We start from the raw sequence: 23109 nt of genomic DNA, 5'->3' as shown, positions 1-23109 counted from the left end.
TTCGCGAGCAAGCCCGCTCCCACATTGGATCGGCGTAGGCCTTGATTCTTCGGCTGAACGCGATCAAATGTGGGAGCGGGCTTGCTCGCGAAGGGCGCGACGCGGTCTTCAGACCTGCCCCTGAGCCCCTTCAAACCACGCCAACTTCTCGCGCAACTGCACCACTTCCCCAACAATCACCAACGTCGGCGCATGCACTTCATGCTCGGCCACCAGCCTTGGCAAATCCGCCAAGGTACCGGTAAAAACCCGTTGGTTGGACGTCGTACCCTGCTGAATCAACGCCGCCGGCGTATCCGCCGCACGGCCATGCTTGATCAGCTCGTTGCAGATCATCGGCAAGCCAACCAAACCCATGTAGAACACCAGCGTCTGCGCCGGGGACACCAGGTCGGCCCACGGCAGATCGCTGGTGCCGTCCTTGAGATGGCCGGTGATGAAACGCACCGACTGGGCGTAGTCGCGATGGGTCAGCGGGATCCCGGCGTAGGCCGCGCAACCACTGGCGGCGGTGATGCCTGGGACGACCTGGAACGGGATGCCATGGGCCGCCAGTTCCTCGATCTCTTCCCCACCACGGCCGAAAATGAACGGATCACCGCCCTTCAACCGCACCACACGCTTGCCTTGGCGGGCCAGGTCGACCAATTGCTGGTTGATCTGGTCCTGGGGCACGGCGTGGTCGGCGCGGCGCTTGCCGACGTAGATGCGCTCGGCGTCACGCCGGCACAGTTCGAGGATCGCCGGGGCCACCAGGCGGTCGTACAACACCACGTCCGCCTGCTGCATCAGGCGCAAGGCGCGGAAGGTCAGCAGGTCTGGATCACCCGGCCCGGCCCCCACCAGATAGACTTCGCCCGGCGCGTTCGGCGCCTGGCCGTCGATCTTTTCCCGCAGCAAGCGCTCGGCTTCGCCGCCCTGCCCGGCCAACTGACGGTCGGCGATGGGGCCTTGGAACACTTCTTCCCAGAACGCCCGGCGCTGCTGGACATCGGGGAACAAACCTTTGACCTGATTGCGGAAACGCGCCGCCAGCCCCGCCAGTTGCCCGTAAGTCGAAGGAATCCAGGTTTCCAGCTTGGCCCGGATTAGCCGCGCCAGCACCGGCGCATCGCCGCCACTGGACACCGCAATCACTAATGGGGAGCGGTCGACGATGGCCGGAAAGATCACGCTGCACAGGGCCGGCGCGTCCACCACGTTGACCGGCACGCAACGCTTGTGAGCGTCGGCCGAGACCTGGGCATTGAGCGGTTCGTCGTCGGTGGCGGCAATGATCAGCACGCAACCGTCCAGATCCGTCTCCAGGTAACCGCGCTGGACACACTCGCCGCCGCTGCCACTGACCAGTTCCCGCAACTGCGGTTCGATGTCGGGTGCGACCACCCGCAGCAACGCGCCGGCATCGGCCAGCAGGCGGGACTTGCGCAAGGCAATTTCCCCGCCGCCGACCACCAGCACGCGGCTGCCGCGCAGGTTGTGGAACAGTGGCAGATAGTCCATTTAGCCGATGACCTCGATGCCGCCCATGTAGGGTTTCAACACCTCGGGCACCCGGATCGAACCGTCGGCCTGCTGGTAGTTTTCCAGCACGGCCACCAGGGTACGCCCCACCGCCAGGCCGGAGCCGTTGAGGGTGTGGACCAGTTCCGGCTTGCCGGTTTCCGGGTTGCGGAAGCGCGCCTGCATGCGGCGGGCCTGGAAGTCACCACAGTTGGAGCACGACGAAATCTCGCGGTACTTGTCCTGGCTCGGGATCCAGACTTCCAGGTCATAGGTCTTCACCGCGCTGAAGCCCATGTCGCCGGTGCAAAGCGCCAGGGTGCGATACGGCAGTTCCAGCAGTTGCAGGACTTTCTCGGCGTTGGCGGTCAGGCTTTCCAAGGCTTCCATGGACTTCGAAGGTTCGACGACCTGGACCATCTCGACCTTGTCGAACTGGTGCTGGCGGATCATGCCACGGGTGTCGCGGCCCGACGCCCCGGCTTCGCTGCGGAAGCACGGCGTATGGGCAACGAACTTGATCGGCAGTTGCTTGGCGTCGACGATCTCGCCAGCGACGATGTTGGTCAACGAGACTTCGGCGGTCGGGATCAGGTACAGGTCGGCCTCGCCGTCGCGGCTGATCTTGAACAGGTCTTCCTCGAACTTCGGCAACTGGCCGGTGCCTTGCAGCGCCGGGGCCTGGACCAAGTACGGCGTATAGGCTTCCTCGTAGCCGTGCTCGGTCACGTGCAGATTGATCATGAACTGTGCCAGGGCCCGATGAAGACGGGCGATCGGCCCGCGCAGCAAGGCGAAACGCGCGCCCGACAGCTTGGCGGCGGTTTCGAAATCGAGCCAGCCGAACTTCTCGCCCAATGCCACGTGGTCCTGCACCGGGAAATCGAAGGTGGTCGGCGTGCCCCAACGGCGCACTTCGACGTTGCCGTCTTCGTCTTCACCGACCGGCACCGATTCGTGAGGCAGGTTCGGGATGCCCAGCAGGATCGAATCCAGCTCGGTCTGGATCGCGTCCAGCTCGACCTTGCCCGCGCTCAATTCGCCCGCCATGCGCTCGACATCGGCCATCAGCGGCGCGATGTCTTCGCCACGCTGCTTGGCCTGGCCGATGGACTTGGAGCGCGCGTTACGTTCAGCCTGCAGGGCTTCGGTGCGGGTCTGGACGGTCTTGCGCTGTTCTTCCAGCGCTTCGATGCGCGCGACGTCCAGGGCAAAGCCACGGGAAGCCAGGCGGTCCGCTACGTCCTGGAGGTTGCTACGTAACAGTTTGGAATCGAGCATGTCGGTCTCTCGTTATCAAAGTTTGGTCAAGGACAGGCCGGCCCACGTGGCGAGCAGCCCGCCGAATACGCTGATGGCCGCATAGCCCAGGGCCAGCGGCACCTGCCCGCTTTCCAGCAGGCGCACCGTATCCAGTGAAAAGGATGAAAAAGTCGTCAGGCCGCCGAGAAAGCCAACCATCAGCCCGGCCCGCACCTCGATGGGCACTTCCGGGCGAATCAAAAACAGACCGTATAGAACGCCGATCAGCAGACAGCCCACGATATTAACGGCCAGCGTCGCGGTATAGAAGTGCCGCGGCCAATTTGCATTGATCCAGTTGCCCGTGGCGAAACGCAACAAGGTGCCGACAACGCCGCCAGCGGAAACGGCCAGTATCAAGGGGATCAAGGTTTTCTCCGCTGCCGTGGACTCAGGCGATCCAGTTGCGCCAGGTGGTTGAGTTTCTCGCCGATCTTCAGCTCAAGGCCCCGGGGCACCGGCTGGTAGAAGCGCTGGGGGTCGAGTTCATCGGGAAAATAGTCTTCGCCAGCCGCATAGGCGTCCGGCTCGTCATGGGCGTAACGGTATTCATCGCCATAACCCAACTGCTTCATGAGCTTGGTTGGCGCGTTGCGCAGGTGCAGCGGCACTTCGAGGGAGCCGTGTTCGGTGGCGCTGCGCATCGCCGCCTTGAAGCCCATGTACACGGCGTTGCTCTTCGGCGCGCAGGCCAGGTAGGTGATGGCTTGGGCCACGGCGAGTTCGCCTTCCGGGCTGCCAAGGCGTTCCTGCACGTCCCACGCCGCCAGGCACAGGCTCAGGGCCCGCGGGTCGGCATTGCCGATGTCTTCGCTGGCCATGCGCACCACGCGCCGCGCCAGGTACAGCGGATCGCAGCCGCCGTCGATCATCCGCGCAAACCAGTACAGCGCACCGTCAGGATTGGAGCCGCGTACCGATTTGTGCAGCGCCGAAATCTGGTCGTAGAACGCCTCGCCGCCCTTGTCGAAACGCCGGCGGGTATCGCCCAGCAGGCTTTGCAACAGCTCGACGCCAATCTCGCTGTCGTCTTCGGCCAGGTCCGAGGCGTTTTCCAACAGATTGAGTAAGCGTCGACCGTCGCCATCGGCGGCGGAAAACAGGATCTGGAAGCCTTCATCGCTGAGGCTCAAATGCCGCTTGCCCAGGCCGCGCTCCTCGGTCAGCGCCCGATGCACCAGCTTGCGCATCGCCGTTTCGTCGAGGCTCTTGAGCACATAGACCCGTGCCCGCGACAGCAACGCGTTGTTGAGTTCGAACGAGGGGTTTTCGGTGGTGGCACCGATGAAAATCAGCGTGCCGTCTTCGACGTAGGGCAGGAACGCGTCCTGCTGGGACTTGTTGAACCGGTGCACCTCGTCGACGAACAGGATCGTGCGCTTGCCGTACTGCCCGGCCTGCTGCTTGGCGACTTCCACCGCCTGGCGGATTTCCTTGACCCCGGCCAGCACCGCCGACACCGTTTCGAAATGCGCGTCCGAGACCTCCGCCAGCAGCCGCGCCAAAGTGGTCTTGCCCACGCCCGGCGGGCCCCAGAAAATCATCGAGTGCAACGCACCCTGCTCCAAGGCCTCGCGCAGCGGCTTGCCGCGGGCGAGCACATGTTCCTGGCCGACGTACTCATCCAGGTTGGTCGCGCGCAGGCGGGCGGCCAATGGCTGGGCAATCGGGGCGCTTCGAAACAGGTCCATGATTACGACAAAACCTCCGCTGGTCTTGGTCTGTACCAAGATGCCTTTGTGGGAGCGGGCTTGCTCGCGAATGCGGTGTGCCAGTTAACAATAATGTCGATTGATACACCGCATTCGCGAGCAAGCCCGCTCCCACACACAGGGATCCGGGGTTTATTCCTGGATCACATCGGCACCCTTGGGGATGTCGAACTTGAACTTGGACGCGGCAATCGGCTCATTCGCCTTGACCCCGGTGAACAGGATATTGGTGCGCTGGCCGACACTGTCGATCAACTGCATGTCGTTGACCAGGCCATTGCGGAACGACAGGCGCAGGCTGTCGAACAGGCTGTCCTTGGTCTTGGGTTTGAGGGTGAAGTCAATCACGCCACCGGCCTCCTTGGAGGTGATGTCGAAGCTCTGGCTGATCTCGGAAATGTCACCGGAGAGCAACAGCGCCGGGGTCTGGGTCAGGCGCTGGTCGAGGGTCTTGATGGTGACCTGTTGCAGGTCCGGGTCCCACAGGGAGACTTTCTTGCCATCGGAGACCATCAGCTGTTCGGCTGGCGCATCGGTGTGCCAGTAGAACAGGCCCGGACGCTGCAGGGCCATGTCGCCGGCGGTTTCCTGCAACTGGGTGCCGCTGCCATCGAGGGTCAGCTGGGAGAAACGTGCGGTCAGGGTCTGGGAGCCACCCAGCAACTGGGTCAGGCGAGCCACGTCCTTTTCGCCGGCGTGGGCCGACAAAGTAGACAAGGCCAGTACGGGCAACAGCAGCATGCGAATCAGGCGCATGGGAGTCCTCATGAAGTCGTGGGGGGGCGGGCGGCGCTTCAGCAGGCCGCCCGGGTCATTAGTCGCGCATCGGGCCCGGCGCCAGTACTTCGCGCGAACCGTTGGTGTTCATGGCCGTCACCACCCCGGCCATTTCCATGGCTTCGATCATGCGGGCGGCGCGGTTGTAGCCAATCTTCAGCTTGCGCTGTACGGCGGAAATCGAGGCCCGACGGCTTTCCAGGACGAACTGCACCGCTTCGTCATAGAGCGCATCGGTTTCAGCATCGTCGTCACCGCCGCCACTGCTGCCTTCGAAACCGCTGCCGGCTTCTTCGACACCGTTGAGGATGTCGTCGTTGTATTCAGGAGCGCCGCGCAGTTTCCAGGCTTCCACCACGCGGTGCACTTCGTCGTCGGAGACGAACGCGCCGTGCACACGGATCGGCAGGCTGGTGCCGGGCGGCATGTAGAGCATGTCACCGTGACCCAGCAATTGCTCGGCGCCACCCTGGTCGATGATGGTCCGCGAGTCGATCTTGCTCGACACCTGGAACGCCATGCGGGTCGGAATGTTGGCCTTGATCAGGCCGGTGATCACATCCACCGACGGCCGCTGTGTGGCGAGGATCAGGTGGATACCGGCCGCACGGGCCTTCTGGGCGATACGGGCGATCAGCTCTTCGACCTTCTTGCCGACGATCATCATCATGTCGGCGAATTCGTCCACCACCACCACGATGGTCGGCAGCTTGTGCAGCAGCGGCGCTTCGTCGTGGATGCTCTCGCGGTGATACAACGGGTCAGTCAATGGCGTACCGGCCTCTTCGGCCTCCTTGACCTTGGCGTTGAAACCCGACAGGTTGCGCACGCCCATCTTCGCCATCAGCTTGTAGCGGCGCTCCATCTCGGCGACGCTCCAGCGCAAGGCGTTGGCGGCGTCCTTCATGTCGGTGACCACTGGGCATAGCAAGTGCGGGATGCCTTCGTAGATCGACAATTCGAGCATTTTCGGGTCGATCATGATCAGCTTGGCGTCTTCCGGGCCGGACTTGAACAGGATCGACAGGATCATCGCGTTCACCCCCACCGACTTACCGGAACCGGTGGTACCGGCCACCAGCAGGTGGGGCATCTTCGCCAGGTCGGTGATGACCGGCTTGCCGCCAATGTCGTGGCCAAGGGCCAGGGTGACCGGCGACTTGTGGTTGTCATACTCAGGCGTCGACAGCACTTCGGAGAAGCGCACGATCTGCCGGTCTTCGTTGGGAATCTCGATGCCCACGGTGGTCTTGCCGGGAATCACTTCCACCACCCGCACGCTGGTCACGGCCAGGGAACGCGCCAGGTCCTTCGCCAGGTTGGCGATGCGGCTGACCTTCACGCCAGCGGCCGGCTGGATTTCATAACGGGTAATCACCGGGCCCGGGTGGATCGAATCCACCGAGACCTCGACTCCGAATTCCTTGAGCTTGATCTCCAGCAAGTGGCCGACGGCCGCCAGGGATTCGGGGGAATAGTTGAGCTGCTTCTTCTCGGCCGGGTCCAGGATCGAAATCGGCGGCAAGGTGCCTTCCACCGCGCTGTCGACGAACAGCGGCGCCTGCTTCTCTTTCTGCACGCGCTTGCTCTGCTCCGGCGGCTTGGCCGGGGCCATGGTGATGACCGGCGGCACCTGTTTCTCGCGCTCGGACATGTGCTTGCTCAATGCCTGCTCACGCTCGATCAGGCGCTCCTTGACCTTGGCCTGCTCGCGTTTGTCCGGTGTGGTCGGGGCCACCACGTCGTGGACGCGGTCGTCGACTTCACGCAGTTGCGCCACCAGTTGCTTGCGCTCGGTGCGCGCCGCCCACCAGCGGTTGACGGCGCCCTGGATCAGTTCGATCAGGTCGAGGGTGATCTTGCCGGTGACGTCCATGACCTTGAACCAGGACAGGTCGGTGAACACCGTCAGGCCGAACAGGAACAGGGCAATGAACAACAACGTGCTGCCCTGGATGTTCAGGGCGTTCCTGGCCAGGTCGCCGAGGCTTTCCCCCAGGGCGCCGCCCGCCCCGGCCGGCAAGCCGGTGGGCGCATGGAAATGGATATGGGCCAGCGCGGCCCCCGACAGCACCAGGAACACCAGGCCGATCAGGCGCCAGGAGAACAGCCAGCCGCTCCACTGCCACGGCTCGTGGCGCTGACGGAAGATCTGGTAGGCCTTGATCGCCAGCAGCAGCGGGAAAATGTAGGCGAAATAGCCCAGCACCATGAACAGGATGTCGGCGCTGTAGGAGCCGGCCGGACCGCCGAAATTCTGCACATCGTCGATCTTGCTGTTATGGCTCCAGCCCGGATCGTCCTTGCCGTAGGTCAGCAAGGCCATCATCAGGAACAGGCACAGGGCGCCGATGGCGATCAACGCACCTTCCTTGAGCCGGTAGTGCAATTGCTGGCGCCAGAGCGGAACGACTGGTTTGGGTGCTGCGGTGGATTTCTTCAAAACGCTTCTTTTCCTGCGCCAATGGCGCGTCCATCTGTTGAATGACTATAAAAAACTGCCCATGACGAGCAGGTAAAAAAGTGAATGTGCACAACCGGTACTACTTTTACCACTGTGAGGTGCATCCAGAAAACTGCCGGCGCGGCGGAAAATTTTGATCTTTGGGTCACCCTGCGTTCAAAACCCATGCATTGTACGGGTTTGTCGACGCCAAGGCATTGGCCGCGCGCTGGGTAGCAGCATAGCCGGACTCAAGGTGCACACGCGTCAATTGGACCATGCATTCTCTTTTGTGACAAAGGCTTATGAGGTGTTTTTTATGAGCGAAGTGAAGCATTCACGCCTGATCATTCTCGGTTCCGGCCCTGCGGGGTACAGCGCCGCTGTCTATGCCGCCCGCGCCAACCTCAAACCCGTTGTCATAACCGGCATACAGGCCGGTGGCCAGCTCACCACCACCGTGGAAGTCGACAACTGGCCCGGCGATGTCGAAGGCCTGACCGGCCCGGTATTGATGGAGCGCATGCAACGGCACGCCGAGCGTTTCGACACGCAGATCGTCTACGACCATGTCCACACCGCCAAGTTGCAGCAGCGCCCGTTCGAATTGATCGGCGACAGCGGCACCTACACCTGTGATGCGCTGATCATTGCCACCGGCGCCTCGGCCCAGTACCTGGGGCTGCCCTCGGAAGAAAGCTTCGCCGGCAAAGGGGTTTCCGCCTGTGCGACGTGCGATGGTTTTTTCTATCGCAACCAGGTGGTGGCGGTGGTTGGCGGCGGCAATACCGCGGTCGAGGAAGCCCTGTACCTGTCGAACATCGCCCGAGAAGTGCACCTGGTCCACCGCCGCGACAAGCTGCGCGCCGAGAAAATCCTCCAGGACAAACTCTTCGAAAAGGCCAGCAGCGGCAATATCAAGCTGCACTGGAACCAGAACCTGGATGAAGTCCTGGGCGACGCCAGCGGCGTGACCGGCGCGCGCCTGCGACACAGCGAGAGCGGTGAAACCAGCACCCTGTCTCTGGCCGGGGTGTTCATTGCCATCGGCCACAAACCCAACACCGATCTGTTCCAGGGCCAGTTGGCGATGCGCGACGGCTACCTGCTCGTGCGCGGCGGCAGCGAAGGCAACGCCACCGCGACCGATATCGAAGGCGTATTCGCCGCTGGCGATGTGGCCGACCATGTCTATCGCCAGGCGATTACCTCCGCCGGCGCCGGCTGCATGGCCGCGCTCGACGCGGAGAAGTATCTCGATGACATCCCGGCCGTTTGACGGTTAACCTTCCCGGCGGGTGCTCGTGACGGACGAGCCCCGTCACCCGCCCTCCCCTTCTACAAGCCGGACACCCATGCTGACTTGGTTACAACGCAACAGCTTCGAATTTCCGCCACTGGCAAAAGCCATGCGCGATCCCAACGGGTTATTGGCGGCCGGTGGCGATCTGTCTGCCGACCGGCTGATCCAGGCCTATCGCCACGGCTGCTTCCCCTGGTTTTCCGAGGGGCAACCGATCCTGTGGTGGTCGCCAGACCCCCGCACGGTGTTATTTCCCGACGAACTGCACATCTCCCGCAGCCTGGGCAAGCTGTTGCGCAAGCAGCGTTATGAAGTGACGTTCGACCAGGATTTTGCCGCGGTTATCCAGGCCTGCGCCGCGCCACGGGACTACGCCGACGGCACCTGGATCACCGAGGCCATGCAAACCGCTTATCTGGAACTGCACCGGCGCGGCTTCGCCCACTCGGTGGAAGTCTGGGACCAAGGGGCGTTGGTGGGCGGCCTGTACGGCTTGGCCATGGGCCAGCTGTTCTTTGGCGAATCCATGTTCAGCCGGGCCGACAATGCGTCGAAATTCGGCTTCGCCATGTTGGTCCAACACCTCAAGGCCGCCGGTTTCGTGCTGATCGACTGTCAGATGCCCACCGAGCACCTGCACAGCCTCGGCGCCCGCTCGATCCCGCGTACGCGGTTCGCCGAGTATCTGGAGGCGCACCTGGACCAACCCAACCGTGCGACTTGGGTTTGCTGAGCGACATCCGCGCTCCTGGCTTACAATTAGATTTAAAGCTCATCCGAGGGTTGATTCATGACCGAGTTGGCGCGTTTGAAGTTCTATGCCACTCAGCCCCACTCTTGCAGTTACCTGCCGGAGGAGCAGGCCACGACGCTGTTCCTCGACCCTAGCCAGCCCATGGATGTGCATGTCTACGCAGACCTGTCGGAAATGGGCTTTCGTCGTAGCGGCGACCACCTTTACCGGCCCCACTGCCAACATTGCAACGCCTGCGTCCCGGCGCGGATCCCCGTGGCGCAATTTTTGCCCAATCGCCAGCAGAAGCGCATTTTCAAGCGCAACGCCGACCTTCAGGTCCGCCCGGCCAAGCCGCAATTCACCGAAGAATATTTCGACCTGTATCAACGCTACATCGAACAACGCCATGCCGATGGCGACATGTACCCGCCCAGCCGGGATCAGTTTTCGACCTTCCTGGTGCGTGACCTGCCGTTTTCCCGCTTTTATGAATTCCGCCTCGAGGGGCGACTGGTCGCCATCGCTGTCACGGACCTGCTGCCCAACGGCCTTTCAGCGGTGTACACCTTCTATGAGCCCGAAGAGGAACGGCGCAGCCTGGGGCGCTTTGCCATTCTCTGGCAAATCAACGAAGCGCGGCGCCTGGGGCTGGAAGCGGTGTACCTGGGCTACTGGATCAAGAACTGCAAGAAAATGAACTACAAGACCCAATATCGGCCTATCGAATTGCTGGTTAACCAGCGGTGGGTTGTCCTGAGTTAGCCCCCTTCGGCTTAAAAGCTAGAACCCCTTGGCTTGAACCCCCTTTTTCGGGCACAATGCACGCCGCTTTTGCCTGGCGCAGTTGCACCGGGCCATTCACTGGATACCGAGGGCTTTACTGCATGTCGAAAGAAGACAGCTTCGAAATGGAAGGCACTGTCGTCGACACCCTGCCCAACACCATGTTTCGTGTGGAGTTGGAAAATGGGCACGTCGTAACCGCGCATATCTCCGGCAAGATGCGCAAGAACTACATTCGTATTCTTACCGGTGACAAAGTGCGCGTCGAGCTGACGCCCTATGACTTGAGCAAAGGGCGCATCACTTACCGCGCTCGCTAACAAGTCAATACAAGACGCCCGGCTGATGCCGGGCGTTTTTGTTTGTGGGAGCCAAGCCTGCTCGCGATAGCGGAGCGTCAGCCAACATCAATGTCGACCGGACCGACGCCATCGCGAGCAAGCTCGGCTCCCACAGGGTATTGGGGCGAAACCTAATCTTGTGCCTTGCCCAAGACAAACTGTGGGAGCGAGCCTGCTCGCGATAGCGGAGCGTCAGCCAATATCAATGTCGACTGGACCGACGCCATCGCGAGCAAGCTCGGCTCCCACAGGGTATTGGGGCGAAACCTAATCTTGTGCCCTGCCCAAGACAAACTGTGGGAGCGAGCCTGCTCGCGATAGCGGAGCGTCAGCCAATATCAATGTCGACTGGACCGACGCCATCGCGAGCAAGCTCGGCTCCCACAGGGTATTGGGGCGAAACCTAATCTTGTGCCTTGCCCAAGACAAACTGTGGGAGCGAGCCTGCTCGCGATAGCGGAGCGTCAGCCAATATCAATGTCGACCGGACCGACGCCATCGCGAGCAAGCTCGGCTCCCACAGGGTATTGGGTGAAACCTAATCTTGTGCCTTGCCCAAGACAAACTGTGGGAGCGAGCCTGCTCGCGATAGCGGAGCGTCAGCCAACATCAATGTCGACCGGACCGACGCCATCGCGAGCAAGCTCGGCTTCCACAGGGTACTGGGGTGAAACCTAATCTTGCGCCCTGCCCAAGACACACTGTGGGAGCGGGCTTGCTCGCGATGGCGGTGGGTCAGCTTGCATAGATGTTGAATGTGCAACTGCATTCGCGAGCAAGCCCGCTCCCACAGGAAGTCGGCGTGTTTCTGAAGCCAGCAAAAAGGCGCCTTTCGGCGCCTTTTGCTTTATTGCAGCTAACGATCAGGCCATTTCGGCCGTGGTTTCGAAGTCGAAGGTCAGCTCGCCGTCCTTGATGTCGATGTGAACCACACCGCCATGCTCGGCCAGCTCGCCAAAGAGGATCTCCTCCGCCAGCGGACGCTTGATCTTGTCCTGGATCAAGCGAGCCATCGGCCGCGCCCCCATCGTCACGTCGTAACCACCTTCCGCCAGCCAGCTGCGGGCCGCGTCGGTGACTTCCAGCAACACACGCTTGTCTTCGAGCTGGGCCTGAAGCTCGGTAAGGAACTTGTCCACCACGCTCTTGATGACTTCATGGCTGAGGCGACCAAACTGGATGATGGTGTCCAGGCGGTTGCGGAACTCAGGCGTGAAGCTCTTCTTGATCACTTCCATCGCATCGGACGAGTGGTCCTGATGGGTGAAACCGATCGAAGCGCGAGCCGCGGTTTCGGCACCGGCGTTCGTGGTCATGATGACGATCACGTTACGGAAGTCCGCCTTGCGCCCGTTGTTATCGGTCAGCGTACCGTGGTCCATGACCTGCAGGAGCAGGTTGAAGACTTCCGGATGCGCCTTCTCGATTTCGTCGAGCAACAATACGCAGTGCGGTTGCTTGGTGATGGCTTCGGTCAACAGGCCGCCCTGGTCGAAACCGACATAACCCGGAGGCGCACCGATCAGACGCGATACAGTGTGGCGCTCCATGTACTCGGACATGTCGAAGCGCACCAGCTCGATGCCCATCGCCTTGGCCAGCTGCCGTGCCGCCTCGGTCTTGCCGACACCAGTAGGACCGGCGAACAGGAACGAACCGACCGGCTTGTCCGGCGACTTGAGACCGGCACGGGACAGCTTGATGGCGGTCGACAGCGAGTCGATGGCCGCATCCTGGCCGAACACCGTCAGCTTCAGGTCACGCTCCAGGTTACGCAGCAGTTCCTTGTCGGAACTGGTGACGTGCTTGGGCGGAATACGCGCGATTTTCGCGACGATGTCCTCGACCTGCGGCACTTCGATGCGCTTGACCCGCTTCTCAACGGGTTGCAGGCGCTGGTAGGCACCCGCTTCGTCGATGACATCGATGGCCTTGTCCGGCATGTGCCGGTCATTGATGTAGCGCGAGGCCAGTTCAGCCGCCGCGCGCAGGGCTTCATCGCTGTATTCGATGTTGTGGTGCAGCTCGAAACGCCCCTTCAGGCCGCGCAGGATGCCAATGGTGTCTTCCACCGAAGGCTCTGACACATCGACCTTCTGGAAACGCCGGGCCAGGGCACGGTCTTTCTCGAAGATCCCGCGGAATTCCTGGAACGTGGTCGAGCCGATGCAACGGATATCACCCGACGACAACAGCGGCTTGAGCAAGTTGGACGCATCCATGACCCCGCCCGACGCGGCCCCGGCACCAATAATGGTGTGGATTTCGTCGATGAACAGGATCGCCTGCGGACGTTTTTTCAGTTCGCCGAGCAACGCCTTGAAGCGCTTCTCGAAATCGCCGCGGTATTTGGTACCGGCCAGCAAGGCCCCCAGGTCGAGGGAATACACCACGCTGTTGGCCAGCAGGTCCGGCACCTGGTTGTCGACAATGCGCTTGGCCAGGCCTTCGGCAATCGCGGTCTTGCCCACGCCCGCCTCGCCCACCAGCAACGGGTTGTTCTTGCGACGCCGGGCCAGGATCTGGGCCACGCGCTCGACTTCCGCCTCGCGCCCGACCAGCGGATCGATACGTCCCTGGCGCGCCAGTTCGTTCAGGTTGCTGGCATAGGCATCCAACGGGTTGCCTGAAGAAGAAGACTCACCGCCCTCGTCGTCCTGCATATCCTGCTCACCCTCGGAATGATCGCCATGCCCCGGCACCTTGGAGATGCCATGGGCGATGTAGTTGACGACATCGATACGCGCAACGCTCTGCTGCTTGAGCAGGAACACCGCCTGGCTTTCCTGCTCGCTGAAAATCGCAACCAGCACGTTGGCGCCGGTGACTTCACGCTTGCCCGAGCTCTGCACGTGGAAGACAGCACGTTGCAGGACACGCTGGAAGCCCAGGGTTGGCTGGGTTTCGCGATCCTCGTCATGCACGGGGATCAATGGCGTGGTGGAGTCGATGAACTCCTGCAGATCATGCTTGAGTTTATCGAGGTTCGCGCCGCAGGCACGCAAAACGGTGGCGGCAGCCTCGTTATCCAATAGGGCCAGCAGCAGGTGCTCGACGGTCATGAATTCATGACGCTTCGAACGAGCCTCCTTGAAGGCAAGATTGAGGGTGACTTCGAGCTCGCGGTTTAACATAGCTTCACCTCATACCCAAGTGGTCGGCGTTAACCGTCCTTCTCGATTTCACAGAGTAGCGGATGCTGGCTTTCCCGGGCGTACTGGTTGACCTGCATGGCCTTAGTCTCGGCGATGTCGCGGGTAAACACTCCACATACTGCCCGTCCCTCTGTATGGACGGCCAGCATGACCTTGGTCGCCAGCTCCCGATTCAGGTTAAAAAACACCTCGAGCACTTCGACGACGAAATCCATCGGTGTGTAGTCATCGTTGAACAAAACCACCTTGTACATCGGTGGCGCCTGTAATGCGGGCTTTGCTTCCTGAACAGCAATGCCTGCGGAATCGTCGTCGTGTAGATCCGGGCGATCCTGATTGAATGTTAGTCGAATCTGGCTGACTGCATGCATGGAAAGAAAGGTTCGTTTAGTTGGCGAATACAGTGATGGGGGCGCTTGTGGGTGATTTCAACCACGACCACCGGAGCCACCTTGACTATCGGGAAATCGGTGTTACAACCAATAGAGCCCATCGTGGGTTAAAAAGGTCCGTGGAATCTATCCTGATAACAAGATTAGCCTGCGGATGGACTGGATGATACTCCAGTGATGGAGTGCGTTGCAGAGGGAAATGGGTTATGTCGGTCGGCAAGATGAAAGGCAAGGTGAAATGGTTCAACAATGCCAAGGGCTACGGTTTCATTCTCGCGGACGGCAGGGATAACGAAGACCTGTTCGCCCATTATTCGGCGATCGAGATGGAAGGCTACAAGACCCTGAAGGCCGGGCAACCCGTGATGTTCAACGTCATCCAGGGCCCCAGGGGCCTGCATGCGGTCGGCATCAGGACTGTACCCATCGAAGAAGAAGCGACCGCCCCTGACAAGGCCAAGACCAAAGTCAAGATCAAGGTCACCGAGACCCACTGACCGGCAGTCACCGCCCCTCCACAAATGAAAATGCCCGACTCGATCACTCGAGCCGGGCATTCGCGCAGAGGGCCGATTCGCTTACATGTGCGAGATCAGGGCATCACCGAAGCCCGAGGACGACACCAGCTTGGCACCCTCCATCAAGCGCTCGAAGTCATAGGTCACGGTCTTGGCCGAAATCGCGCCATTGGTGCCCTTGATGATCAGGTCGGCCGCTTCGGTCCAACCCATGTGACGCAGCATCATTTCCGCCGACAGGATCAGCGAACCCGGGTTGACCTGGTCCTTGCCAGCGTACTTGGGCGCGGTACCGTGGGTGGCCTCGAACATCGCCACGGTGTCGGACAGGTTGGCGCCCGGCGCGATGCCGATGCCGCCCACTTCCGCCGCCAGGGCGTCGGACAGGTAGTCACCGTTCAGGTTCAGGGTGGCGATCACGTCATATTCAGCTGGACGCAACAGGATCTGCTGCAACATCGCATCGGCGATGGCGTCCTTGACGATGACGTTCTTGCCGGTCCGCGGGTTCTTGAACTGCATCCACGGCCCACCGTCGAGCAGGGTCGCGCCGAATTCCTCGGCCGCCACTTCGTAGGCCCATTCCTTGAAGGCACCTTCGGTGAACTTCATGATGTTGCCTTTGTGCACGATGGTCAGCGAATCGCGATCGTTATCGACCACATATTGCAGGGCCTTGCGAGCCAGGCGCTTGGTGCCCTGCTTGGAAACCGGCTTGACGCCGATGCCGCAATCCTCATCGAAGCGGATCTTGGTCACGCCCATTTCTTCTTTCAGGAACTTGATGACCTTGGTGGCCTCGGCCGAACCGGCCTTCCACTCGATACCCGCGTAGATGTCCTCGGAGTTCTCACGGAAGATCGTCATGTCCACGTCGCCAGGCTTCTTGACCGGACTTGGCACGCCTTCGAACCAGCGCACCGGGCGCAGGCAGACATACAGGTCGAGCTGCTGGCGCAGGGCTACGTTCAACGAACGGATACCGCCACCGACCGGCGTGGTCAGCGGGCCCTTGATGGACACCACGTAGTCCTTGACCGCATCCAGGGTTTCCTGGGGCAGCCAGGTGTCCTGGTCGTAGACCTGGGTCGCTTTCTCACCCGCATAGACTTCCATCCAGGAGATCTTGCGCTTGCCGCCATAGGCCTTCTGAACCGCAGCGTCCACAACCTTGATCATGACCGGACTGATATCGACGCCAATGCCGTCGCCTTCGATGAAGGGGATGATCGGGTTGTCGGGAACATTAAGAGAATGGTCTGCATTGACGGTGATTTTGTCACCGACGGCTGGAACCTGAATCTTTTGATACCCCATGCTGAACTCCATTGCTTGGATTGAACATCTGGCTGCGTTCGAGCGTACCCCAGTTGAATCGGCACGCAAACCCTACGTTAGGCCCATCCATGGCAAAGCCTTGCACTTCGCCGTGTACAAGCCTGAAAACCAAGGGAAAAGCGCCAAACATGAGCATAGTCCGCCTCAGGAGTACTGCGACGTTTAGACCAATGGACGTGTACGGAAGTCTATGAACCATCGGCAGATCGCCAGCTACCTATGTATAATGCCGCCGCTGACCACAGGGTCACGACGGCTGATGGCTCTATTACGAGACTTTCCGCCATTTTGAAAGCCGGACCGTTACCGCGGCCCGACCGCTTGACGCTCGACTGATGCACCCAACATCACCGCGAAGAAACCTCGACATTCGGCTCACGGATGACTTTGAACGAACGCGCTTACCCGGCGCCCCTCGAGTTTCTGCGCATGCTTTAGCAAAGAAGAGAGTTAATCCGAATATGCCCACCCGCTCGAAGATCATCTATACCTTCACCGACGAAGCGCCTGCCCTCGCCACCTATTCGCTGCTGCCGATCGTCGAAGCCTTTACCGCTTCGGCCGATATCGCCGTGGAAACTCGCGATATCTCCCTCGCAGGGCGCATCCTGGCCAGCTTCCCCGAGCAACTGGGTGACAAAGCCGTAGCCGACCACCTCGCCGAACTGGGCGACCTGGCCGTTACGCCTGAAGCCAACATCATCAAGCTGCCGAACATCAGCGCCTCGGTGCCGCAACTGCAGGCCGCGATCAAGGAGTTGCAGGCCCAGGGCTACGCACTGCCGGACTACCCGGAAACCGTGACCACTGCTGCCGAGAAAGACGCGCGCGCCCGTTACGACAAGGTCAAGGGCAGCGCCGTGAACCCGGTCCTGCGCGAAGGCAACTCCGACCGTCGCGCGCCGCTGTCGGTCAAGAACTACGCCCGCAAGCACCCGCACAAGATGGGCGCCTGGGCCGCGGACTCCAAGTCCCACGTAGCCCACATGATCACCGGCGATTTCTACGGCAGCGAAAAAGCCGCCCTGATCGACGCCGCCGGCAGCGTGAAAATCGAGCTGATCGCCCAGGACGGCACTGCCACTGTCCTGAAGGAAAAGACCACCGTACAAGCCGGTGAGATCCTCGATTGCGCCGTGATGAGCAAAAACGCCCTGCGCGAGTTCATCGCCGCCGAAATCGAAGACGCCAAGCAAAAAGGCGTGCTGCTGTCGGTTCACCTCAAGGCCACCATGATGAAGGTCTCCGACCCGATCATGTTCGGCCAGATCGTGGCCGAGTTCTATAAAGACGCCCTGGCCAAGCACGCGCAAGTGCTGGAGCAGATCGGCTTCAACCTGAACAACGGCATCGGCGACCTGTACGCCCGCATCAAGGCCCTGCCGGCCGAACAGCAGGCGCAGATCGAAGCCGACATCCAGGCGGTCTACGCGGCGCGCCCATCCCTGGCGATGGTCAACTCCGACAAAGGCATCACCAACCTGCACGTGCCGAGCGACGTCATCGTCGACGCCTCGATGCCGGCCATGATCCGTGACTCCGGCAAGATGTGGGGCACCGACGGCCAGCTGCACGACACCAAGGCCGTGATCCCGGATCGCTGCTACGCCACCATCTACCAGGCGGTGATCGAAGACTGCAAGCAACACGGCGCCTTCGACCCAACCACCATGGGCAGCGTGCCGAACGTCGGCCTGATGGCCAAGAAAGCCGAAGAGTACGGCTCCCACGACAAGACCTTCCAGATCAAGGTCGCCGGTGTGGTACGTGTTTCGGACAACAACGGTCAGACCCTGCTGGAGCAGAACGTCGAGGCTGGCGATATCTTCCGCATGTGCCAGACCAAGGACGCGCCGATCCAGGATTGGGTCAAGCTGGCCGTCAACCGTGCCCGCGCCAGCAGCACCCCGGCGATCTTCTGGCTGGACCCGATGCGCGCCCACGATGGCGTGGTCATCGAGAAGGTCCAGGCCTACCTGAAGGACCACGACACCAGCGGCCTGGACATCCGCATCATGTCGCCTGTCGACGCGATGAAGTTCACCCTGGGCCGTACCCGCGAAGGCAAGGACACCATTTCGGTGACCGGCAACGTGCTGCGCGACTACCTGACCGACCTGTTCCCGATCATGGAACTGGGTACCAGCGCCAAGATGCTGTCCATCGTGCCGCTGATGAACGGCGGTGGCCTGTTCGAAACCGGCGCCGGCGGTTCGGCACCCAAGCACGTTCAGCAGTTGCTGGAAGAGAACTTCCTGCGCTGGGATTCCCTGGGCGAGTTCCTGGCCCTGGCCGCGTCCCTGGAACACCTGGGCGTGACCTACGACAACCCGAAAGCCCTGGTGCTGGCCAAGACCCTCGACCAGGCTACCGGCGAGTTCCTGGACCGCAACAAGTCGCCTTCGCGCAAGGTCGGCGGCATCGACAACCGCGGCAGCCACTTCTACCTGACCCTGTTCTGGGCCCAGGCACTGGCCGCCCAGGATGACGACGCAGCCCTCAAGGCCCAGTTCGCTTCCCTGGCCAAGACATTGACCGACAACGAAGAAAAGATCGTTGCCGAACTCAATGCCGTGCAAGGCAAGCCCGTGGACATCGGCGGTTACTACTCCGCCAACCCGGAACTGACCAGCAAGGCCATGCGCCCGAGCAACACCTTCAACGCGGCGATTGCTGCGCTGGTGTAAGGTTGTAAGGAAGCACCACGAACCCCGGCCTTGTGCCGGGGTTTGTGTTTCTGCCGTCCCTGATAACAATCCCCTGTGGGAGCGAGCCTGCTCGCGAAAGCGGTGTATCGCTTAGCATCAATGTTGAATGTTCCTCCGCTTTCGCGAGCAGGCTCGCTCCCACAAGATCGGCATTCCAATCTGAAAATAGAGGAACCATCATGAACTGGCACCCCCACATCACCGTCGCCACCATCGTCGAAGACCACGGCCGCTTCCTGATGGTGGAAGAATCCAAGGGCGGACGCGCAGTACTCAACCAGCCCGCCGGCCACCTGGACCCGAACGAAACCCTCATCGAAGCCGCCGTGCGCGAAACCCTCGAAGAAACCGGCTGGGACGTCGAGCCCACCAGCGTCACCGGCATCTACCTCTACACCGCCCCTAGCAACGGTGTGACTTACCAACGGGTCTGCTTCGCCGCCAAGGCCCTGAAACACCATCCCGAATACCAACTGGACGACGGCATCCTCGGCGCCAAATGGCTGACCCGCGACGAACTGCTCGAACAGCGCGAACACTGGCGCAGCGAGCTGATCATCCGCTGCATCGACGATTATCTGGCCGGCCATCGCCATAGCCTGGAGCTTATCCGTCCTTCTCTTTAGCCTTGCGCGCCCGGGCCTGATAGAATCGCGTCCTTTTTCAAGACACTCATTGAATTCCTATGCGTGATCCAGCCTCTTCGAACACTCCCAAGCAACGCGTCATTGTCGGCATGTCCGGCGGCGTGGACTCTTCCGTTTCCGCCCTTCTGCTGATCGAGCAGGGTTACGAGGTGGAAGGCCTGTTCATGAAGAACTGGGAAGAAGACGACGGAACCGAATACTGCACCGCCATGGACGACCTGGCGGACGCCCAGGCCGTGTGCGACAAGATTGGCATCAAGCTGCACACCGCCAACTTCGCCGCCGAATACTGGGACAACGTGTTCGAGCATTTCCTGGCCGAATACAAGGCCGGCCGCACGCCGAACCCGGACATCCTCTGCAACCGCGAAATCAAGTTCAAGGCGTTCCTCGACTACGCCATGATGCTCGGCGCGGATCTGATCGCCACCGGCCACTACGTACGTCGCCGCGACATCGACGGCCGCACCGAACTGCTCAAGGGCCTGGACCCGAACAAGGACCAGAGTTACTTCCTGCATGCCGTCGGCGGCGAGCAGATCGCCAAGACCCTGTTCCCGGTGGGCGAACTGGAAAAGCCCGAAGTACGGGCAATTGCGGAGAAACATGACCTGGCCACAGCCAAGAAGAAAGATTCCACTGGGATCTGCTTCATTGGCGAACGTCGTTTCAGCGATTTCCTCAAGCAATACCTGCCGGCCCAGCCGGGCGAGATCAAGACCACCGAAGGCGAGGTCATCGGCCGTCACCATGGCCTGATGTACCACACCATCGGCCAGCGCCAAGGCCTGGGCATTGGCGGGCTGAAAGACGCCGGCGAAGAGCCGTGGTACGTGCTGGTCAAGGACCTGGAACACAACGAGCTGATCGTCGGCCAGGGCAACGACCATCCCTGGCTGTTTTCCCGCGCCCTGCTCGCCTCCGACATCTATTGGGTCAACCCGATCGACCTCAGCGAACCTCGCCGCCTGACGGCCAAGGTTCGCTATCGCCAGAGCGACCAGCCCTGCACCCTGGAAAAAACCGCCACGGGCTACCGTGCCACCTTCGATGACCCGCAGCGGGCGGTCACCCCCGGCCAGTCCGTGGTGTTCTACGACGGCGACGTCTGCCTGGGCGGCGGCGTGATCGAAGTCGCGCAACCCTGGAGCAGCGAGGCATGACCCCTACCCAGGAACAACTGACGGCATTGGGCGGTGTGTTTCTCGCCGCCGTGCTGGTGGACCGGATCGCCAAGACCGGCCAGGCCTCCGAAGCAGGCGTGGCCTGCATGCTCGGCAGCCTGCTGGTTCGCGACCCCAAGGACACCCTGGAGGTCTACGGCGGCGACGACTTGAACCTGCGTGAAGGTTACCGTGCACTGATTGGCGCCCTGGAGCGCGACCCCAGCGCCCTGCAACGCGAACCGCTGCGCTATGCCCTGTCGATGCTGGGCCTCGAGCGCCAGCTGGCCAAACGCGACGACCTGCTGGAAACCATCGGCAAACGCTTGCCGCAGATCCAGTCCCAGGTCGAACACTTCGGCCCGGCTCACGAAAACGTCGTCGCGGCCTGCGGCTCGCTGTACCAGGACACCTTGAGCACTTTGCGCCAGCGCATCCAGGTGCATGGCGACATGCGTAACCTGCAACAGCCGAGCAATGCCTCGAAGATCCGCGCCCTGCTCCTGGCCGGGATCCGCTCGGCACGGCTGTGGCGGCAGTTGGGTGGCCACCGCTGGCAACTGGTGATCAGCCGACGCAAATTGCTCAAAGAGCTTTACCCGTTGATGCGCAACGAATAAGTCGCCTTTGTGGCGAGGGAGCTTGCTCCCGCTGGGCTGCAACGCAGCCCCCCCCCTGAGCCCGGCGGATCTAGCGCGCGGCTTGGATTCAGGGCCGCTTCGCGCCCCAGCGGGAGCAAGCTCCCTCGCCACAGGTGTTCAATAGCTTTAGCTTTATCTTGTTACGCGTAACACGCCGGTCAGTTGGCGACGGACCGGCGCTGGTTTTCATGTATGATACGCGCCCCATTTCGTTGCCCGACTGTCCGAGAACACCCCATGCAGCTCTCTTCGCTCACTGCGGTTTCCCCTGTTGACGGCCGCTACGCCGGCAAAACCCAGGCCCTGCGCCCGATTTTCAGCGAGTACGGCCTGATCCGTGCCCGCGTCCTGGTTGAAGTGCGCTGGCTCCAGCGCCTGGCCGCTCACCCTGCCATCCCTGAAGTCCCGGCGTTCTCCGCCGAAGCCAACGCGGTGCTCGACACCCTGGCGGAAAACTTTGTGCTGGAGCACGCCGAGCGCGTCAAAGAGATCGAGCGCACCACCAACCACGACGTCAAGGCCATCGAATACCTGCTCAAGGAGCAGGCGGCCAAGCTGCCGGAACTGGCCAATGTCAGCGAGTTCATCCACTTCGCCTGCACCAGCGAGGACATCAACAACCTGTCCCACGCCCTGATGCTGCGCGAAGGCCGTGATGAGGTGATGCTGCCGCTGATGCGCCAGACCGCCCAGGCCATCCGCGAGCTGGCGATACGCTTCGCCGACGTGCCGATGCTGTCGCGCACCCACGGTCAACCGGCTTCGCCGACCACCCTGGGCAAGGAACTGGCGAACGTCGTCTACCGCCTGGAGCGCCAGATCGCCCAAGTGGCCGCCGTGCCGCTGCTGGGCAAGATCAACGGCGCCGTGGGCAACTACAACGCCCACCTGTCGGCCTACCCGGACATCGACTGGGAAGCCAACGCCCGCGCCTTCATCGAAGACGAACTGGGCCTGAGCTTCAACCCGTACACCACCCAGATCGAACCGCACGACTACATCGCCGAGCTGTTCGATGCGATCGCACGCTTCAACACCATCCTGATCGACTTCGACCGTGACATCTGGGGCTACATCTCCCTGGGTTACTTCAAGCAGCGCACCATCGCTGGCGAAATCGGCTCCTCGACCATGCCGCACAAGGTCAACCCGATCGACTTCGAAAACTCCGAAGGCAACCTGGGCATCGCCAACGCACTGTTCCAGCACCTGGCGAGCAAACTGCCGATCTCCCGCTGGCAGCGCGACCTGACCGACTCCACCGTGCTGCGCAACCTGGGCGTGGGCTTTGCCCATAGCGTCATTGCCTATGAAGCCAGCCTCAAGGGCATCAGCAAGCTGGAACTGAACGAGCAGAAGATCGCCGCCGACCTGGACGCTTGCTGGGAAGTCCTGGCCGAGCCGATCCAGACCGTGATGCGTCGCTACAACATCGAAAACCCGTATGAAAAGCTGAAAGAACTGACCCGTGGCAAGGGCATCAGCCCTGAAGCGCTGCAGACTTTCATCGATGGCCTGGACATGCCTGCCGAAGCCAAGGCCGAGCTGAAGAAGCTCACGCCAGCCAGCTACATCGGCAACGCGGCGGCACAAGCCAAGCGCATCTGATCCATCGCTTTACCTTTGAGACGCCCGGCCGCGCCGGGC

19 protein-coding genes are annotated in these 23109 nt (G+C 61.5%); 10 read left to right on the top strand and 9 right to left on the bottom strand.

Features of this window, described 5'->3' with window-relative positions; all coding sequences use genetic code 11:
• Window positions 1-108: 108 nt before the first annotated feature.
• The 6 genes from cysG to J3P88_RS10985 all read right to left on the bottom strand — a co-directional run bounded on the left by cysG (window position 109) and on the right by J3P88_RS10985 (window position 7737).
• A complete protein-coding gene (gene cysG, locus J3P88_RS11010) occupies window positions 109-1503 on the bottom strand; it encodes a siroheme synthase CysG (protein ID WP_434575177.1) in 1395 nt (464 codons plus the stop codon).
• The gene (gene serS, locus J3P88_RS11005; protein WP_053185694.1) at window positions 1504-2784 is read right to left on the bottom strand and encodes a serine--tRNA ligase; all 1281 of its coding nucleotides are present in this window, start codon (window positions 2782-2784) and stop codon (window positions 1504-1506) included.
• A 15-nt stretch (window positions 2785-2799) separates the two neighbouring features.
• The gene (gene crcB / locus J3P88_RS11000; RefSeq protein ID WP_434575174.1) at window positions 2800-3174 is read right to left on the bottom strand and encodes a fluoride efflux transporter CrcB; all 375 of its coding nucleotides are present in this window, start codon (window positions 3172-3174) and stop codon (window positions 2800-2802) included.
• Window positions 3171-4496, bottom strand: coding sequence for a replication-associated recombination protein A (locus J3P88_RS10995; RefSeq protein ID WP_186710181.1), 1326 nt, complete (start codon window positions 4494-4496; stop codon window positions 3171-3173). The genes crcB and J3P88_RS10995 overlap by 4 nt, the downstream gene beginning before the upstream one ends.
• A 153-nt stretch (window positions 4497-4649) precedes the next feature.
• Window positions 4650-5273, bottom strand: coding sequence for an outer membrane lipoprotein chaperone LolA (gene lolA, locus J3P88_RS10990; RefSeq protein WP_434575172.1), 624 nt, complete (start codon window positions 5271-5273; stop codon window positions 4650-4652).
• Between the two features lie 58 nt (window positions 5274-5331).
• Window positions 5332-7737 carry a DNA translocase FtsK gene (locus J3P88_RS10985; protein WP_434575170.1) on the bottom strand — a complete coding sequence of 802 codons (2406 nt, stop codon included), beginning with the start codon at window positions 7735-7737 and terminating at the stop codon, window positions 5332-5334.
• Between the two features lie 319 nt (window positions 7738-8056).
• On the opposite strand from J3P88_RS10985, the gene trxB reads away from it, so the two are divergent.
• From trxB to infA, 4 genes are all read left to right on the top strand, one after another.
• On the top strand, window positions 8057-9016 hold the full coding sequence (gene trxB, locus J3P88_RS10980; protein ID WP_186710171.1) for a thioredoxin-disulfide reductase: 960 nt from the start codon (window positions 8057-8059) through the stop codon (window positions 9014-9016).
• Window positions 9017-9092: 76 nt separating this feature from the next.
• Entirely contained in the window at window positions 9093-9773 is a 681-nt protein-coding gene (gene aat / locus J3P88_RS10975) for a leucyl/phenylalanyl-tRNA--protein transferase (RefSeq protein ID WP_186710169.1), read from the top strand.
• 57 nt (window positions 9774-9830) lie between these two features.
• Window positions 9831-10538 (top strand): arginyltransferase, encoded by a 708-nt coding sequence (locus J3P88_RS10970; RefSeq protein ID WP_186710162.1) that lies wholly within the window; start codon window positions 9831-9833, stop codon window positions 10536-10538.
• A gap of 122 nt (window positions 10539-10660) precedes the next feature.
• Window positions 10661-10879, top strand: a complete 219-nt coding sequence (gene infA, locus J3P88_RS10965) for a translation initiation factor IF-1 (protein ID WP_002553999.1) — start codon at window positions 10661-10663, stop codon at window positions 10877-10879.
• An 884-nt stretch (window positions 10880-11763) separates the two neighbouring features.
• Here infA and clpA read toward each other — a convergent pair.
• Together clpA and clpS are read right to left on the bottom strand one after the other, a co-directional pair.
• Window positions 11764-14034, bottom strand: coding sequence for an ATP-dependent Clp protease ATP-binding subunit ClpA (clpA, locus tag J3P88_RS10960; RefSeq protein WP_024616766.1), 2271 nt, complete (start codon window positions 14032-14034; stop codon window positions 11764-11766).
• 29 nt (window positions 14035-14063) lie between these two features.
• Window positions 14064-14426 carry an ATP-dependent Clp protease adapter ClpS gene (clpS, locus tag J3P88_RS10955; protein ID WP_003180089.1) on the bottom strand — a complete coding sequence of 121 codons (363 nt, stop codon included), beginning with the start codon at window positions 14424-14426 and terminating at the stop codon, window positions 14064-14066.
• Window positions 14427-14668: 242 nt separating this feature from the next.
• Here clpS and J3P88_RS10950 point away from each other — a divergent pair, with 242 nt between their 5' ends.
• A complete protein-coding gene (locus tag J3P88_RS10950) occupies window positions 14669-14944 on the top strand; it encodes a cold shock domain-containing protein (RefSeq protein ID WP_434576408.1) in 276 nt (91 codons plus the stop codon).
• A gap of 81 nt (window positions 14945-15025) precedes the next feature.
• On the opposite strand, the gene icd is transcribed toward J3P88_RS10950, so the two are convergent.
• Window positions 15026-16282, bottom strand: coding sequence for an NADP-dependent isocitrate dehydrogenase (gene icd, locus J3P88_RS10945; RefSeq protein ID WP_053123183.1), 1257 nt, complete (start codon window positions 16280-16282; stop codon window positions 15026-15028).
• 482 nt (window positions 16283-16764) lie between these two features.
• Here icd and J3P88_RS10940 point away from each other — a divergent pair, with 482 nt between their 5' ends.
• From J3P88_RS10940 to purB, 5 genes are all read left to right on the top strand, one after another.
• Window positions 16765-18990: an NADP-dependent isocitrate dehydrogenase gene (locus tag J3P88_RS10940; protein ID WP_434575168.1), complete on the top strand. Its 2226-nt coding sequence runs from the start codon at window positions 16765-16767 to the stop codon at window positions 18988-18990.
• A 200-nt stretch (window positions 18991-19190) separates the two neighbouring features.
• The gene (locus J3P88_RS10935) at window positions 19191-19637 is read left to right on the top strand and encodes an NUDIX hydrolase (RefSeq protein ID WP_434575166.1); all 447 of its coding nucleotides are present in this window, start codon (window positions 19191-19193) and stop codon (window positions 19635-19637) included.
• A 59-nt stretch (window positions 19638-19696) separates the two neighbouring features.
• Window positions 19697-20821 carry a tRNA 2-thiouridine(34) synthase MnmA gene (gene mnmA, locus J3P88_RS10930; protein WP_434575164.1) on the top strand — a complete coding sequence of 375 codons (1125 nt, stop codon included), beginning with the start codon at window positions 19697-19699 and terminating at the stop codon, window positions 20819-20821.
• A complete protein-coding gene (hflD, locus tag J3P88_RS10925; protein ID WP_434575162.1) occupies window positions 20818-21441 on the top strand; it encodes a high frequency lysogenization protein HflD in 624 nt (207 codons plus the stop codon). Before mnmA ends, hflD begins: the two co-directional genes overlap by 4 nt.
• A 258-nt stretch (window positions 21442-21699) precedes the next feature.
• On the top strand, window positions 21700-23070 hold the full coding sequence (gene purB, locus J3P88_RS10920; RefSeq protein WP_186730311.1) for an adenylosuccinate lyase: 1371 nt from the start codon (window positions 21700-21702) through the stop codon (window positions 23068-23070).
• Window positions 23071-23109 lie beyond the last annotated feature (39 nt).

Origin of the sequence: Pseudomonas sp. Z3-6 (assembly GCF_051131985.1) — a bacterium.
Taxonomy (GTDB): Bacteria; Pseudomonadota; Gammaproteobacteria; order Pseudomonadales; family Pseudomonadaceae; genus Aquipseudomonas; species Aquipseudomonas zanjanensis.
Note: the sequence above shows the minus strand (reverse complement) of the source record. Positions and strands in the feature narration are given on the sequence as shown.